The sequence below is a fragment of the Polynucleobacter sp. AP-Kaivos-20-H2 genome, assembly GCF_018882215.1.
In the GTDB taxonomy this organism is placed as follows: domain Bacteria; phylum Pseudomonadota; class Gammaproteobacteria; order Burkholderiales; family Burkholderiaceae; genus Polynucleobacter.
This window is the reverse complement of record NZ_JACVOX010000002.1, coordinates 115,183-131,281: the sequence shown is the minus strand read 5'-3', so window position 1 is coordinate 131,281 and position 16,099 is coordinate 115,183. Positions and strand designations below refer to the sequence as shown.

The 16,099-nt window shown below is 46.2% G+C and carries 17 protein-coding genes; 11 read left to right on the top strand and 6 right to left on the bottom strand.

Features of this window, described 5'->3' with window-relative positions; all coding sequences use genetic code 11:
* Positions 1-17 precede the first annotated feature (17 nt).
* From ICE89_RS05085 to ICE89_RS05055, 7 genes are read left to right on the top strand one after another with little or no spacing between them, the layout of a single operon-like run.
* Positions 18-545, top strand: a complete 528-nt coding sequence (locus ICE89_RS05085) for an OmpH family outer membrane protein (protein ID WP_216265106.1) — start codon at positions 18-20, stop codon at positions 543-545.
* A gap of 5 nt (positions 546-550) precedes the next feature.
* Positions 551-1,618 carry a UDP-3-O-(3-hydroxymyristoyl)glucosamine N-acyltransferase gene (gene lpxD, locus ICE89_RS05080; RefSeq protein ID WP_216265105.1) on the top strand — a complete coding sequence of 356 codons (1,068 nt, stop codon included), beginning with the start codon at positions 551-553 and terminating at the stop codon, positions 1,616-1,618.
* 46 nt (positions 1,619-1,664) lie between these two features.
* Positions 1,665-2,114, top strand: a complete 450-nt coding sequence (gene fabZ, locus ICE89_RS05075) for a 3-hydroxyacyl-ACP dehydratase FabZ (RefSeq protein ID WP_216265104.1) — start codon at positions 1,665-1,667, stop codon at positions 2,112-2,114.
* Positions 2,114-2,911, top strand: a complete 798-nt coding sequence (lpxA, locus tag ICE89_RS05070; RefSeq protein ID WP_216265103.1) for an acyl-ACP--UDP-N-acetylglucosamine O-acyltransferase — start codon at positions 2,114-2,116, stop codon at positions 2,909-2,911. Before fabZ ends, lpxA begins: the two co-directional genes overlap by 1 nt.
* Positions 2,871-4,127, top strand: coding sequence for a lipid-A-disaccharide synthase (gene lpxB / locus ICE89_RS05065; RefSeq protein WP_216265102.1), 1,257 nt, complete (start codon positions 2,871-2,873; stop codon positions 4,125-4,127). Before lpxA ends, lpxB begins: the two co-directional genes overlap by 41 nt.
* Before the next feature lie 10 nt (positions 4,128-4,137).
* Positions 4,138-4,731: a ribonuclease HII gene (rnhB, locus tag ICE89_RS05060; RefSeq protein ID WP_216265101.1), complete on the top strand. Its 594-nt coding sequence runs from the start codon at positions 4,138-4,140 to the stop codon at positions 4,729-4,731.
* A 3-nt stretch (positions 4,732-4,734) separates the two neighbouring features.
* Positions 4,735-5,559 carry an RNA methyltransferase gene (locus tag ICE89_RS05055; RefSeq protein ID WP_216265100.1) on the top strand — a complete coding sequence of 275 codons (825 nt, stop codon included), beginning with the start codon at positions 4,735-4,737 and terminating at the stop codon, positions 5,557-5,559.
* A 16-nt stretch (positions 5,560-5,575) separates the two neighbouring features.
* Here the strand turns inward: ICE89_RS05055 and ICE89_RS05050 are convergent, their stop codons facing one another.
* Positions 5,576-6,403 carry a pyruvate, water dikinase regulatory protein gene (locus ICE89_RS05050; RefSeq protein WP_216263583.1) on the bottom strand — a complete coding sequence of 276 codons (828 nt, stop codon included), beginning with the start codon at positions 6,401-6,403 and terminating at the stop codon, positions 5,576-5,578.
* A gap of 106 nt (positions 6,404-6,509) precedes the next feature.
* Here ICE89_RS05050 and ppsA point away from each other — a divergent pair, with 106 nt between their 5' ends.
* Positions 6,510-8,915: a phosphoenolpyruvate synthase gene (gene ppsA / locus ICE89_RS05045; RefSeq protein ID WP_216265099.1), complete on the top strand. Its 2,406-nt coding sequence runs from the start codon at positions 6,510-6,512 to the stop codon at positions 8,913-8,915.
* Positions 8,916-9,004: 89 nt separating this feature from the next.
* Here the strand turns inward: ppsA and ICE89_RS05040 are convergent, their stop codons facing one another.
* From ICE89_RS05040 to smpB, 5 genes are all read right to left on the bottom strand, one after another.
* Positions 9,005-9,901, bottom strand: a complete 897-nt coding sequence (locus tag ICE89_RS05040) for a peptidase (protein ID WP_216265098.1) — start codon at positions 9,899-9,901, stop codon at positions 9,005-9,007.
* A gap of 56 nt (positions 9,902-9,957) precedes the next feature.
* A complete protein-coding gene (locus tag ICE89_RS05035; protein ID WP_216265097.1) occupies positions 9,958-10,755 on the bottom strand; it encodes a transglutaminase family protein in 798 nt (265 codons plus the stop codon).
* Between the two features lie 17 nt (positions 10,756-10,772).
* The gene (locus ICE89_RS05030) at positions 10,773-11,750 is read right to left on the bottom strand and encodes an alpha-E domain-containing protein (protein WP_216265096.1); all 978 of its coding nucleotides are present in this window, start codon (positions 11,748-11,750) and stop codon (positions 10,773-10,775) included.
* 26 nt (positions 11,751-11,776) lie between these two features.
* Complete coding sequence (locus ICE89_RS05025) at positions 11,777-13,189, bottom strand: circularly permuted type 2 ATP-grasp protein (protein ID WP_216263588.1); 1,413 nt, start codon at positions 13,187-13,189, stop codon at positions 11,777-11,779.
* Between the two features lie 144 nt (positions 13,190-13,333).
* Positions 13,334-13,786, bottom strand: coding sequence for an SsrA-binding protein SmpB (smpB, locus tag ICE89_RS05020; protein WP_072583017.1), 453 nt, complete (start codon positions 13,784-13,786; stop codon positions 13,334-13,336).
* A 25-nt stretch (positions 13,787-13,811) separates the two neighbouring features.
* Between smpB and ICE89_RS05015 the strand changes: the two genes are divergently transcribed.
* The 3 genes from ICE89_RS05015 to guaB are packed head-to-tail and all read left to right on the top strand — an operon-like array spanning position 13,812 to position 16,076.
* The gene (locus ICE89_RS05015) at positions 13,812-14,243 is read left to right on the top strand and encodes a type II toxin-antitoxin system RatA family toxin (protein WP_215359568.1); all 432 of its coding nucleotides are present in this window, start codon (positions 13,812-13,814) and stop codon (positions 14,241-14,243) included.
* Positions 14,236-14,586, top strand: a complete 351-nt coding sequence (locus ICE89_RS05010; RefSeq protein WP_216263590.1) for an RnfH family protein — start codon at positions 14,236-14,238, stop codon at positions 14,584-14,586. Before ICE89_RS05015 ends, ICE89_RS05010 begins: the two co-directional genes overlap by 8 nt.
* A 26-nt stretch (positions 14,587-14,612) precedes the next feature.
* The gene (gene guaB / locus ICE89_RS05005; RefSeq protein WP_215359572.1) at positions 14,613-16,076 is read left to right on the top strand and encodes an IMP dehydrogenase; all 1,464 of its coding nucleotides are present in this window, start codon (positions 14,613-14,615) and stop codon (positions 16,074-16,076) included.
* The last annotated feature ends 23 nt before the right edge of the window (positions 16,077-16,099 follow it).

Sequence of the window (16,099 nt, the reverse complement as noted above, 5' to 3'; positions counted from 1 at the left end):
TGTTTAAGGAAAGTTTTATGAAGCTTTATCAATCTTCTAAATGGATTCAAATTGGCGTGACTGCTGCAATGACAGCATTTTTAGCCCCCCAAGTTTTTGCTCAGGACGCGGGAACACGCGTTGCGGTTGTGAACTCCGAAAAGGTGTTTAATGAGTCTAATCTAGCTAAAGCAATGCAAACGCGTTTGCAAAATGAATTTACTAAGCGTCAGAATGATTTGCGTGACGGCGCTCAAAAAATTAAATCTGCTGCTGAGAAGTTAGATCGTGATGCCGCTGTGATGAATGAAGCGGAGCGTGTTCGTCGTCAACGTGAGTTGGCCGATCAGGATCGGGAGCTGCAACGCAAGCAGCGCGAATTTACTGAGGATCTTAACCAGCGTACTTTCGAAGAGCGCGCCAAGATTGCAGAAAAAGCAAATGCAGTGTTGAAGCAAATTGCAGAACAAAGAAAAATTGATGTCATTGTTCAAGAAGCCGCTTATGTCAGCCCTAAGGCAGATGTAACCGATGACGTTATCAAGGCTTTAAATAGCCAGAAGTAAGCTTTATGCCGACCGCCATTGAGCTGGCCGAACAGTTTCAAGCAAGCTTGGTGGGGGAGGCTTCCCATGGATTAACTGGCCTCGCTCCTTTGGAGCGAGCGCAGCCAGATCAGATATCCTTCCTATCCAATCCCCTTTATAGACAGCAAGCAAGCGATAGCGCTGCTGGCGCCTTGATTGTTGGCAAGTCTGATTTAGAGTTTTTGCAGGCAAATCCTAGCGTGCATTCTGCAAAGCGGGTGTACTTTGTATCTAAAAATCCATACGCTACATTCGCTAGAATGGCGCAGCACTTTGCAAAAGCAAGTAGCCCAATTTACGCTCCCGGCATTCATCCTAGTGCAGTCATTGATTCCACTGCAATCGTTCCATCTTCCTGTCACATTGGACCATTTGTTCAGATTGGCGCAGGTGTAAAGTTAGGCGAACGTGTTTCGATTCTGGGAAATACCACCATTGCCAAAGATAGTGTTATTGCCAGCGATACCTTGATCTATCCATCGGTTTCCATTTATTACAATACTCAGATTGGTGAGCGTTGCATTATTCATAGCGGCGCTGTGCTCGGTGCCGATGGCTTTGGTTTTGCTCCAGACTTTTCTGCTTCAGGTGGGGAGTGGGTCAAGATTCCCCAGACGGGGCGAGTGGTTATTGGCAATGATGTGGAGATTGGCGCCTCAACCACGATTGATCGTGGTGCAATGAGTGACACAGTTGTAGGCGCAGGAACAAAAATTGATAACCAGGTGCAAATAGCGCATAACGTAGTGATCGGTAATTGCTGCGTTGTTGCTGGATGTGCTGCCATCTCTGGAAGCACCAAAATTGGTAATTTCTGCATCATTGGTGGAGCAGCAAATTTTGCTGGTCATCTCACGATTGCCGATAGAACAACGATTTCTGGTAATACTTCCATTATTCGATCTATTACAGAGCCTGGGCAGCATTTCACAGGCGTTTATCCATCAATGCTCCACGGCGCCTGGGAGAAAAACGCTGCCATCTTGCGTGGGCTAGATAAAATACGTCAGCGCTTGCGCTTGTTAGATAAAAACAAAACTACAGAGTCTTAAGATTCTGTAGAACCAAAATTAATATTTACTTTTCAGCGGGTCATTTATGAGCACACCAATCGCAATCGACATCAATAAGATTCTTCAATTGCTACCCCATCGCTACCCATTCCTATTGGTAGACCGCGTATTAGAAATTACCCCGCGTGAAAGCATCACCGCATTAAAAAACGTCACCATGAATGAGCCTTTCTTTCAGGGTCATTTCCCAGATTTCCCAGTTATGCCTGGTGTGTTAATTATTGAGGCTTTAGCGCAAACAGCTGCTTTACTGACTTTCTCTGAAGAACGCGCGGAAGATGCAATCTATTACTTTGCCGGTATTGATGGCGCGCGCTTTAAAAAGCCCGTGTTGCCTGGGGATCAACTCATCATGACTGCAAAATTAGAGCGTGAACGCGCAGGTATTTATAAATTTTCAGTGCAAGCAACTGTAGATGGTGAGATTGCTGCAGAGGCTAATATTACTTGTGCAGTACGTTCGAAAGGCGCGTAATGACTCGTATTCATGCAACTGCTGTAGTCGATAGTAAGGCTGAGCTGGCTGGCGATGTTGAGATTGGCCCGTATTCCGTCATTGGCCCTAACGTGAAGATTGGCGCTGGTACTAAAGTAGGCTCTCATACAGTGATTGAGGGTTACACCACAATCGGTACGCAAAATAGTTTTGCCCACTTTGCAGCTATTGGCGGTCCTCCGCAGGATATGAAATACCGTGGTGAGCCAACCCAGTTGATTATTGGTGATCGTAATACTGTGCGTGAATTCACGACGATACATACGGGTACATCGCAAGACGAAGGCATTACTCGCATTGGTAACGATAACTGGATCATGGCGTATGTGCATATTGCGCACGACTGTCAGGTTGGTAATCACACAATTTTTTCAAGCAATGCGCAAATCGCTGGCCATGTTCAGGTTGAAGATTGGGCCATCATGGGGGGCATGTCTGGTGTGCATCAATTTGTTCGCATCGGTCAGCATGCAATGTTGGGCGGTGCTTCTGCGCTAGTGCAAGATATTCCGCCATTTGTAATTGCTGCTGGAGATAAAGCTTCTCCTCATGGTATCAACGTTGAGGGTTTAAAGCGCCGCGGTTTCTCAAGTGAGACTATCTCAGCCTTGCGTCAAGCCTATAAAGTACTTTATAAGGATGGGCTCAGTTTTGAGGACGCTAAAGTAGAGATTCAGAAGATGGTTGTTGCTTCAGCGGCAGATGCAGCTACTGCTGAGAAGCTCGCACAGTTCCATGACTTTATTGCCGCATCAACGCGCGGCATTATTCGGTAACGGAAGTACTTTGCCAAAATTAGCTTGTGTAGCTGGCGAACCTTCTGGCGATCTATTAGCAGCGCCAGTTCTTGGTGCGCTAAATCAAATACCGGACATGGCTGGTCTTGAGGTTTATGGCATTGGTGGTCCTCGCATGCAAGCCGAAGGTATGCGCTCCGATTGGCCAATGGAAACCTTAAGTGTGCGCGGTTATGTAGAGGCTATTAAGCAGCTTCCAGCTATTCTGAAACTGCGTAAAGAACTGATTCAAAACCTCCTGAATGAGGGTCGCCCAGACGTTTATCTGGGCATTGATGCCCCGGATTTTAATTTGGGTGTCGAACTGCAATTACGCAAAGCAGGTATCCCCACTTTGCATTTGGTCTCGCCTTCTATTTGGGCATGGCGAGCAGGGCGCATCAAGAAGATCTCCCAAGCAGTAGAGCGCATGCTGTGCATCTTCCCCTTTGAAACTGAAATCTATGACAAAGCTGGTGTAGCATCGACTTATGTGGGTCATCCACTGGCTAGTGAAATTCCGCTTGAACCCAATATTGAGCAAGCGCGAGAAAAATTAAGTAAACACCTCAAAATTCCTACTACCTCCCTTGAAGGATTGGTAATTGCTGTCTTACCTGGAAGCCGTGGATCAGAGATTGAGCTCATAGCCCCCGTCTTTTTTGAAACCATGCAGATCCTATCGGAGAGATTAAAAGGTCAGAAGCTTCACTTTTTAATTCCAGTAGCGACACCGCGATTACGTGAGCCTCTTGAGCAACTTTTACTTAAGACAAAAAACACCAATCCAGATATCCAGATTCATCTGCTGGATGCCATGGCTGATGAAGTGCTAGAAGCATCGGATGTTGTACTAATTGCTAGTGGTACAGCCACTTTGCAAGCTGCCCTATGGAAAAAGCCGATGGTGATTTCTTATAAGGTGCCCTGGTTAACTGCGCAGATTATGAAACGGCAAGGCTATATGCCTTATGTAGGTCTGCCAAACATCTTGTGTGGCGAATTTGTTGTTCCTGAGCTTCTGCAAGATGACGCCACTCCAGAAAAGCTAGCTCATGCCGTGCAAGCCTGGTTAGAGCATCCAGCTAAAGTTGCCAAACTCAAAGAACGCTTTGCGCAGATGCATGAAACTTTGCGTCGTCCAACGGGTTTATTGGTTGCGCAAGCGATAGCTCAGACGATCGCCAATAATCGCAAGAAGCAAGTAAGCGCATGAAAGTAAGCACATGAGTCTTATTTGGGTTTGCGGCGTAGATGAAGCGGGGCGAGGACCATTGGTTGGTGCAGTAGTTGCCGGTGCCGTAGTGCTTGATCCCAATAATCCAATTGAAGGTTTAAAAGATTCTAAGAAGTTAACTGCTGTTCGTCGTGAATATCTCTATGAGCAGATTATGGAAAAGGCAAAAGCTTGGGGCGTTGGCGAAGCCAGTCCGGCTGAGATCGATAAGATTAATATTTTGCAGGCCACGATGCTGGCAATGCGCAGGGCAATTGAAGATCTCACCACTCGCTTAGGCGCTTGGCCTGATAAAGCATTGATTGATGGCAATCGCTGCCCAGAATTGCCAATAGCTGCAGAAGCAATTGTGAAGGGTGATGCTAAGGAGCCTGCAATATCAGCGGCATCGATCGTTGCCAAAGTCACGCGTGACCGCCAAATGCAAATATTGCATGAGCGCCATCCGGAATATGGATTTGCACATCATATGGGTTATCCAACGGAAGCGCATTTTGCTGCACTTAAACAATTTGGCGCATGCGATCAACATAGAAGAAGTTTTTCACCGGTGCGCAAAGTTCTAGAAAATCAAAACTATTAAGTCATGAACTTCGATCTCATCACCTCCAAAGAGAATCCTTTGTTTAAAGAGATTCGTAACCTACAGGCCACTGGATCTAAGGGGCAGAAGGCTAGGCTCGCTAGCGGCCAAGCATTATTGGAAGGTATTCATCTGGTGCAGACTTGGGTAGGTGATCCAGCCTTAAAGACATTGCTTACTTCAGAAATTGGTTTGAAGAATGCGGAAATCTCACAAGCTGTCTACGAACATATCGAGATCTGTCCAAAAACTAAGGTATTTCAGTTAGATAGCACTCTCTGGGACTTGCTTTCTGATTTAGTGAATGCGCCGCATATTGCTGGTTTACTTGATCTTCCAAAATCTACATTCACAACACCTCAATCTATTGCAAACTTTGATGGTGACGTGGTGATACTGGACCGGGTACAAGATGCGGGTAACGTTGGCTCTATTCTGCGCACTGCAGCAGCCGCAGGCTTTACCCAAGTCATCGCTTTATCAGGCTGTGCCCATCTGTGGTCTACAAAAGTATTGCGCGCAGGTATGGGCGCACACAAACTTCTAGATTTATATGAAGGCTGGTCTAACCAGCAATTACTGAGTGCAGTTACAGCGCCATTACTTGCAGCTACAGCAGATGCAGAGCAAGACCTCTACGCCCTGAAAAAAGAACTGTTCCACCCAGTCGCCTGGGTAATGGGCAGTGAAGGGCACGGTGTATCTGGCGATTTACTTGCTCAAGCTAAAGGGGTGTCAATCCCGATTGATCCGCGGGTGGAATCGCTTAATGTCTCAACTGCGGCGGCGGTATGTCTGTTTGAGACTCTGCGGATTAGGCGTACTTAAACCATGGGGTTAAAGCTTACCCCAGTATTGTTTTATCCGACTTGATTGCTTGCAGCACAGTAGTTGCAATCTCTTCAATGGATTTGCTGGTAGTGAGCACCCATGGAATGGACTGCTTTTTCATCATCGCTGTTGCTTCGTTGATTTCATAGCGGCAGTTTTCTAGCTTGGCGTAGTTACTACCAGGTCTGCGTTCATTACGAATCTCTGAGAGTCGTTCAGCATCAATCATGAGGCCAAAGATTTTTTGGCGATATGGGACTAAATCCTTCGGAAGTTGTCCTCGTTCGAAATCTTCCGGTATCAGGGGGTAGTTAGCCGCCTTAAGTCCGTATTGCATTGCCAGATAAAGACTGGTTGGTGTCTTACCAACCCGGGAGATGCCAATCAGAATGACATCGGCTTCAGCCAAGTTTTGATTGGACTGGCCATCATCATGGGCCAAGGAATAGTTAATGGCCTCAATTCGGTTCTTATAGGCCTCGGTATCTGCATTATGGTGAAGGCGATTCATGGCATGGGTGGATTTCATGCCCAAAGCTGCCTCTAATGGGGCTACAAAAGTCTGGAACATGTCTAGGATCAGTCCATTTGCCTTGCCAACAATGGCATTGAGCTCGGAGTTCACCAAGGTGGTGAAAACAATCGGCTGAGCCCCATATTTACTGGCTGCCTGGTTGATGCTGCTGACGGCGTCATGGGCCTTGTCTACGCTATCCACAAAGGGCACCCGAATATGCTTAAAAGTGGCCTCAAATTGGGCCAAAATCGACTGGCTGAAGTTCTCGGCAGTAATGCCGGTGCCGTCAGAGACAATAAAAACAATGCGGGTTTCGTTAGACATGGATTTGGCTTAAAAGTCAGGGTCAGCACTACAATAGAATCATATTAAAGCATGCCCCCTTTAGGGCGGCCGCTACACCAGTTTCCTTATCTTTTGAGAGTATTTTATGTCCAACCAACAGCAACAAAATAGCAGTATGGCTGATGCCTATGTTTTGCCTTTTGAACAACTCCGCATGACTGATGTTGAATCAGTTGGCGGTAAGAATGCGTCATTGGGAGAGATGATTTCTCAGTTGGCTTCTACTGGAGTTCGTGTTCCTACAGGTTTTGCTACGACTTCGTTAGCATTCCGTGACTTTCTAAAGCACAACAATCTGACTGAGCGTATTCAACAGCGTTTGGATGGTTTGAATATTGATGATGTGCGTGCATTAGCCCAAGCCGGCTCAGAAATTCGTGGCTGGATCGAAACTGCGCCATTTCAGCCAAAGTTAGATGAAGAAATTCGTAAAGCATTTGCAGTGTTGGATGATTCTGGCAAAGGCTCATTTGCAGTACGTTCGTCAGCGACTGCTGAAGACTTGCCAGATGCTTCCTTTGCAGGTCAGCAAGAAACATTCTTGAACGTCGAAGGTATTGATGATGTTCTCAAGAAAATTCGTGAAGTATTTGCTTCTTTGTATAACGATCGTGCGATCTCCTACCGTGTTCACAAGGGCTTTGCTCACGCTGAAGTAGCCCTATCTGCTGGTATTCAACGTATGGTTCGCTCTGACTTGGGAGCTGCTGGCGTGATGTTTACTCTGGATACCGAGTCTGGATTTGAGGATGTGGTTTTCATTACCTCTAGCTATGGCTTGGGTGAGACTGTTGTTCAGGGTGCAGTAAACCCGGACGAGTTTTATGTATTCAAAACCACTTTGGCTCAAGATAAGAAGGCAATTATTCGCCGCTCCTTGGGTTCAAAGTTAATTCAAATGCAATTTGCCCCTAAAGGCTCTGCAGAAAAAGTACAAACTGTTGATGTCACCCCAGAAAAGCGTAACCGCTTCTCTTTGGAGGATGCCGATATCACTGAGTTGGCTAAATATGCAGTGATCATTGAGAAACACTACGGTCGTCCAATGGACATCGAATGGGGTAAAGATGGTCAAGATGGCCGTATCTACATTCTGCAAGCACGTCCTGAGACTGTGAAGAGTCAGGCAGCTGGCCAAGTAGAGATGCGCTACAAGTTGAAAGGCAGCTCAAAGGTATTGGCAAAAGGTCGCGCAATCGGTCAAAAGATTGGTGCAGGCCCTGTACGTATTATTCGTGACCCAAGCGAAATGGATCGTGTTCAGCCAGGCGATGTCTTAGTCGCCGATATGACTGACCCTAACTGGGAACCAGTCATGAAGCGTGCTTCAGCGATTGTGACCAATCGTGGTGGACGTACATGCCACGCAGCAATTATTGCTCGTGAATTAGGTGTACCTGCAGTTGTTGGTTGCGGTGATGCCACTGAGCATTTGCAAGACGGCATGATGGTGACAGTTTCTTGCGCCGAAGGTGATGAAGGTCATATTTATGATGGCTTGATCGAAACCGAAGTCACTGAATTATCTCGTGGTGTGTTGCCCGAGATTCCAGTGAAGATCACGATGAATATCGGCAATCCTCAGCTGGCATTTGATTTCTGTCAGATTCCGAATGCTGGTGTTGGCTTAGCTCGTCTTGAGTTCATCATCAATAACTACATTGGTGTACATCCATGTGCTGTATTGGAATATCCAAATATTGATCCTGACCTCAAGCGTGCAGTTGAGAGCGTTGCTCGTGGCTATGCTAGCCCGCGTCAGTTCTATGAAGATAAGTTGGTTGAAGGTGTAGCAACGATTGCTGCTGCTTTCTATCCAAAGCCAGTGATTGTTCGTTTGTCAGACTTCAAATCCAATGAATATAAGAAGTTAATTGGTGGATCACGTTATGAACCAGACGAGGAAAACCCAATGCTGGGATTCCGCGGTGCATCACGTTACGTTTCTGAAGACTTTGGTGAAGCCTTTGCTCTCGAGTGCGCTGCAATGAAGCGAGTTCGTGAAGATATGGGCTTGGATAACGTAGAAATCATGGTTCCGTTTGTACGTACCATCAATCAGGCTAAGCGCGTGATCGACATGATGGAGAAGTTTGGTCTCAAGCGTGGTGTGAATGGTTTGCGTCTGATCATGATGTGCGAGATCCCATCTAATGCGATTTTGGCTGATCAGTTTCTTGAGTACTTTGATGGTTTCTCAATCGGCTCAAACGACATGACTCAATTAACTCTGGGCCTAGATCGTGACTCCGGTATGGAATTGTTGGCTATCGACTTTGATGAGCGCGATCCAGCGGTAGAGTTCATGATTGCTCGTTCAATTGATGCTTGCCGTAAGCAAAATAAATACGTTGGTATTTGCGGCCAAGGCCCTTCAGATCACCCAGACTTTGCTCGTTGGTTGGTTGAGAAGGGGATTACTTCAATCTCATTAAATCCAGATAGCGTAGTGGCTACCTGGGAGATGTTAGGTAAGAACTTAAAAGCCTAAACCAAAGCGGATAGCGTTAAAGCAAAAGGCCTAGAAAAAATCTAGGCCTTTTTGTTTATAAATGCATCTAACGCTTCATTATTGGAGACTTACTTTTTCTTTACTGTCACCTTCTTTGGCACCACTTTCTTTGCCGCCTTCTTTACGGGAGTCGCCTTAGTTGTTCTTGTGGCCTTTTGAGCTCTTGCCTTAGATGGGGGATGATTGATAGGAACAATCCCCATTTTTTTAGCAGGAGTGGAGATATCGCTCGATTTATGAGCGCCGCTCCAACTGGGTTCCGCTATCGAATTAAAGGCCTCGCGTAGTTTCTCGCCCCATGCTTGATGGATCATTGCGAAGTAGGGGTTGGCATCATCTAGAGTGACGAGCTTCGTGGCTTTCAGAGAATTTTTTTCGTAAACCAGCATATCCAGAGGTAGTCCAACCGAAATGTTACTCTTCAGAGTCGAATCCATAGAGATGAGGGCGCACTTGGTTGCCAGATTAAGTGGTGTATTGAAATTGAGTACTCGATCTAAGATGGGCTTGCCGTACTTAGATTCACCAATCTGGAAATAGCAAGTCTCGGGAGTAGCCTCAATAAAGTTCCCAGCCGAATAAATATTAAATAGGCGCGGTTTCTCGCCTTTCACTTGACCACCAAAAATCATATTGCAGTTAAATTCAAGGCCCGATTTTTCAAGTGCAATATGATCGCGTTCATACACTTGTTTAATGGCGTCACCCACAACAACTGCGGCTTCATATGAGTTTTTAGCTGTCCAGAGATTTTTGCCCTTAAAAAGCTGTCCTTGCAGCAGGATTTCTTTAACGGATTGGGTAATGGCAAGATTGCCGGCACTCATCAAGGTAAAGAAGCGATCCTTGTTTTGAAACAAAGACATCTTTCTAAAAGTGCCAATTTGGTCTACGCCAGCATTTGTCCGGGTATCAGATAAGAAAACAAGACCATCTTTAAGGCAAAGACCAACGCAATACGTCATACACAGACCCTCTTCATTATTTCTTGGAATTATCTCTTAAATATCCCAGAGGGTTGCTATGGCAACTGTTGAATCGAAATGTTGGCGCTGAGTTCTTCTCCTCCGCCGCCAGAGCGCACCCCTTTAACAGGTGCAGCAGAATAATAATCTCTACCAATGGCAAGGCGAATATGACGTGAGTCAACTAAGCAGGCATGGGTGATATCTACACTGGTCCAGATGCCTTTATCGATATCGCTACAAAAGTCGATCCAAGCATGGCTAGCAAGATTTGGAGACTCTTCTGCAAAGAAATAACCACTGACATATCGCGCTGGAATTCCAGAGGCGCGGCATAGACTCAACATAATGTGCGCATGATCTTGGCAAACACCAGATTTCATGGCAAAGGATTGAGCTGCAGTCGTAGCAAAGTTCGTTTGGCCAGGAGAGTACACAATCAATCCTTGAACTGCCTCAGCGAGCTTAAGCACTTGATCAACTGAATTTTTCTTTGGAATGCCGTAGGAGAAATATTCCAACATTTCATCTGTAGATTCAGTGAGATTCGTTTGCTGCAAAAGATAGTAGGGCGAAACTGCTTTAGCATCATCAACAAATTCAAATGCATCTTGTGTATGCACTTCACCTTCAGCCTCAATCATCATTGAGGTGTAAGGGGTTTCCTGTACAAATACACTGCAAAGATTGCCAAAAGTATCTATAGAGCTAGATGCTTTAATTGGCGTACTAATTCTCCATTTATCGACTTGTTGGCCAGCTAGAGCGGGAGGCGTCAAGCGCAACTCTTGTATGGAATAACGCACGGGTGTTTCATAGCGATATTCTGTGCGATGGCGAATTTTAAGATGCATATAGTCTTTGTGATTTCTTAGGCAACAGCCAGTGGAATGAGATAAGCATTGCTAAACTCATCGGCTATGTAGTTAATGCGCTCTAAGAAAGCCTCAATAAATTCTTCCAGGCCTTGCTCAAATACCTCATCAATATCAGAGTAATCCAAGCTTGCCTTGAGTTTTCCAAGTAAGCGTTCAATTTCTTTGGATTGCTGATTCTTGACCTCAGAAATGAGGGGGATTAATTCATTGATGCAGGATACCAAGGAGCGAGGCATCTGCTTGTTGAAGATGAGTAGTTGTGCGACTTGTTTTGGTGTGACTTGATCAGAATAAATTTGACGATAGATTTCAAATGCGGAAACGGAGCGCAGTAAAGCTGCCCAGTGGTAGAAGTCAAAGAATTCACCATCAGTGCCATCTTCCGAGGATTTCTTAGCTCCAAGAACCCGCAGTGCTGCTGGGTCCTCATACTTAGTTTCCAGAATACGTGCAGTGTTGTCGGCGCGCTCTAGCAAGGTTCCCACGCTGATAAAGTAAAAGGCCTCATTCTTCAGCATCGTGCCGTATAAGACGCCCCTAAAGAGGTGGCAACGGTGCTTCACCCACTCCAAAAGGCGACTAGGATCGGCTTGATGTCTTGCTTCTAGGATGCGCTGTAGCTCAAGCCAAGTGGTGTTTTGGGTTTCCCAAACTTCGGAAGTAATCTTGCCGCGGATAACGCGGGCATTCTCACGCGCAGCAAACAAGCAAGAAACGATGCTCGAAGGATTGCTGGTTTCATAAATCATGAAGTCCAAAACATTCTCACGATTAACCACATCATATTTGCTGAGGAAGGCTTCTTCCAGCTTGGAAATTGTGAGTAGTTTTTTCCAACTCTGCTCTAAAAACTCCGCAGGCTGTGGCAGTAGGGAGGTTTGATGGTTTACATCGAGCATGCGGGCAGTATTCTCTGCGCGCTCGGTGTAACGGGCCATCCAATAAAGACAATCAGCGGTACGACTCAACATATTTTCTTATTCCCCATACTCATCTCTCACTCTTCCAATACCCAAGTATCTTTAGTTCCGCCACCTTGGGAGGAGTTCACTACTAAAGAACCTTCTTTGAGTGCGACCCTAGTCAATCCGCCAGGAACCATCTTGATCGTTTTGCCCGAGAGAACAAAAGGCCTTAAGTCGATATGTCTTGGTGCAACACCAGACTCTACAAAGGTAGGGCAGGTGGATAGCGCTAAGGTAGGTTGCGCAATATATTTGTCTGGATTGGCAATAAGGTGCGTTCTAAATTCTTCAATCTCTGCTTTGGTTGATGCCGGACCAACTAACATGCCATATCCACCGGCGCCATGAGTCAATTTCACTACCAACTTATCTAGATTGGCTAAGGTATAAGCTAAGTCATCTGCCTTGCGGCACTGGAAAGTAGGAACGTTATTAAGAATTGGTTTCTCGCCAAGATAAAACTCGATCATCTCGGGTACATAGGGATAGATGGATTTGTCATCAGCAATACCGGTGCCAATCGCATTTGCCAGTGTCACGTTACCAGCGCGGTGTGCTGATAAGAGTCCCGCAACGCCTAGAGTGGAATCAGAGCGGAATGCCAATGGATCCAGAAAGTCATCATCAACACGACGATAGATGACATCAACGCGCTCAGGTCCTTGAGTGGTCCGCATAAAGACTTGTTCATTTTTCACAAATAAGTCTTTACCTTCTACTAACTCAACACCCATCTGCTGCGCGAGGTAGCTGTGTTCAAAGTAAGCAGAGTTATACATGCCTGGAGTCAACACAACGACGTTTGGTTTTTTAACGTCATCTGGTTTAACTGACTTGAGACATTCCAATAAAAGATCAGGGTAGTGCTCTACAGGAGCAATGCGATATTTTTGGAAGAGATCAGGAAAGAGTCGCATCATCATCTTACGGTCTTCAACCATGTAAGACACGCCGGAAGGAACTCGCAAGTTATCTTCTAAAACGTAGAACTCACCCTCACCGGCGCGAACAATATCGATGCCAGCAATTTGTGCGTAGATGTCGCGTGGTATGTTGACGTTGCGCATCTCAGGGCGATATTGCGCATTGTTATAAATCTGTTCGGCTGGAACAATGCCCGCCTTAATAATGTCCTCATCGTGATACACGTCGTAGATAAAGCGATTAAGTGCTTTGACTCGTTGACGTAATCCCGCTTCAAGTTGCTCCCATTCTTTGGCAGTAAAGATGCGTGGCACTTGATCGAAAGGAATGGTTCTTTCCGACCCCAGATCATCTCCGTAGACGGCAAAGGTAATGCCCACTCTTCTAAAGATCAGGTCTGCTTCAGCACGTTTGAGACCCATGAGGGTGTCACTTTGCTGTTTAAGCCAATTGTGAAAGATTTGGTAGTGGGGACGCGCTTGGCCTGCGGCGTCGAGCATTTCGTCAAAAGGCAATTTCATAGTTACCAAACTAATGCCTATATAAAAGCTGGAATGAATGATTTGAAGCGGCTTGGTGCTGAATTGCACTATAAAAGTGCATAAATGCTCAAATATTCGCCCTAAGGGCAGTCTACCCCAGTTTTTATGGGGTTAAGCGAGAAATTAAGCGTTTAGATCGCCTCTAGCGATACGACCTTTTTGGACTTCCCACTCACGTTCTTTAGTGGCTGCACGCTTGTCATGTTGCTTCTTACCTCTAGCCAGACCAATCTCACACTTCACATTGCCTTTGGAGAAGTGCAGGTTTAGGGGTACCAGGGTATAGCCCTTTTGCTCTACTTTGCCGATGAGTTTTTTAATTTCAATCGCATTCAGAAGGAGTTTTCGAGTACGAGTGCTGTCTGGAACGATATGGGTGGAGGCTGAGAGCAGGGGGGTGATATGGCAGCCGATCAAAAATAGCTCCGCCTTGCGAATCACAACATACGCTTCTTTGACGTGCACGCGACCTGCGCGGATGGCTTTCACTTCCCAGCCTTCTAGCACAAGCCCTGCCTCAAAGCGCTCCTCGATAAAATAATCAAAGAAGGCTTTTTTGTTATCGACGATACTCATATTTATTTAGCTCTCAAGAACGATTATGGCAGACGTCTACAAGACCGTTTTAATTGGCCAATCAGCCGACCGTATGTATGGCTTGGTGACGGATGTCGCCCGCTATCCTGAGTTTTTGCCTTGGTGTGGCGGTGTAGAGATTTTTGAGCAGACTGAGACCGTGCTCGACGCCAAAATTAATATTCATTTCAAGGGCATTACCCAGTATTTTCATACTCGGAATGTGAATCACCGCCCTGAAACGATTGACATGGTCTTTGTAGATGGCCCGTTTAAGCACTTTTCTGGGCAATGGAACTTTATCCCCTTGCGGGAAGATGCTTGTAAGGTGGAGTTCAAGCTGCACTGGGAGTTCAAGAGCGTGATTTTGGACAAGATTATTGGCCCAGTATTTGGTCATATAGCCGGCACCTTTGTTGACTGCTTTGTAAAGCGTGCCGAGGACCTCTATGGCTGAGCGCTCACTTGACCTCATTCTCTGTGATGCCAGGCAGGGTGAGCCAGAGCTTAAGGCGTTCAAGCTCTTTCTGACGGACAACGAGTTGCCTACGATTGGTCTAGCCCTCATGAGAGCTGGAATTGCAGTTGGTCCAGACGACCCTGTTTTAGCCAGAAAAGGCTGCTTTGGGGTCTTTGGTAAGCGCAAGGACTGGGATAGTCCCATTTATGCTGGAGATCGCCTAGAGCTCTATTCCCCGCTATTAATCGACCCTAAGACGGTTCGGCGTAAGAAGGCTAATCAGAACCAGGATGCCAAATTCCAGGCTGCCGCAGCTAAAAGAAAGGCTAGGAGGCTATAATCTGTTTTTGCGACTAGGGGTTTTGCATGCGACTCATTCAAAAAGCACTCACTTTTGACGATGTGCTCCTCGTACCGGCTTATTCATCGGTGCTCCCTCGAGATGCCAGCTTGGCAAGTAAGTTAACTCGAGATATTTCACTTAATACACCATTGGTGTCCGCAGCTATGGATACCGTCACTGAAGGTCGTTTGGCAATCGCCATGGCTAGTGAAGGTGGCATCGGCATCGTTCATAAAAACTTAAAGCCCGCTGAGCAAGCGCGTGAAGTAGCTAAAGTAAAGCGATATGAATCTGGTGTTCTGCGTGATCCAATCACGATTAGCCCGGATGTCACTCTTCGTCAGGTGATCCAACTTTCTCGTGAGCATGGTTTCTCAGGATTCCCAGTACTTGTTGGTAAAGAGGTTGTTGGCATTATTACGAATCGCGATTTGCGTTTCGAAGAAGACTTAGATGCTCCAGTAAAAACCAAGATGACTCCACGTGAGCGATTGATTACTGTGAAAGAGGGTTGCTCATTAGATGAAGCAAAACGCTTAATGAGTCATCATCGTTTAGAGCGCGTATTGGTTGTCAATGACAAGTTTGAACTGCGTGGCCTCATTACCGTTAAAGACATTCTCAAGGCAACTGAACACCCGAATGCTTGTAAAGACAGCGAAGGTAAGTTGCGCGTTGGTGCCGCAGTAGGCGTTGGCCCTGATAACGATGAGCGTATTGAGTTATTGGTACGCGCTGGTGTTGATGTGATCGTAGTTGACACAGCTCACGGCCATAGCCAAGGTGTATTGGATCGCGTGAAGTGGGTTAAGAAAAATTACCCTCATGTACAAGTGATTGGCGGCAATATTGCTACTGGTGATGCTGCTAAGGCATTGGCTGATCATGGTGCTGATGGTGTCAAGGTTGGTATTGGTCCTGGTTCAATCTGTACAACTCGTATTGTTGCTGGCGTAGGCGTTCCACAAATTACTGCGATTGTGAATGTGGCAACTGCACTTAAGGGCACTGGTATTCCATTAATTGCTGATGGTGGCATACGTTACTCGGGTGACGTTGCAAAAGCATTAGCGGCTGGCGCTAGTTCGGTCATGATGGGTGGCATGTTCGCTGGCACTGAAGAAGCTCCAGGCGAAGTGTTCTTATACCAAGGACGTTCTTACAAGAGCTATCGCGGTATGGGTTCTTTGGGCGCGATGGCGGATGGCTCTGCTGATCGTTACTTCCAGAGCGATATTGTTGCGAATGCAGAAAAGTTAGTGCCAGAAGGTATTGAAGGTCAGGTGCCATATAAAGGTAGCGTGCTGGCCATCTTGCATCAACTGACCGGCGGCATTCGATCTTCTATGGGTTATCTCGGCTGCAAAACGATTGATGAGCTCCATGAAAAAGCCAATTTTGTAGAAATCACTTCAGCTGGCGTGCGAGAGTCGCACGTTCATGACGTGAAGATCACTAAAGAAGCGCCAAATTATCATATTGATTAACAACAAAAAAAGCTGAAATAAAG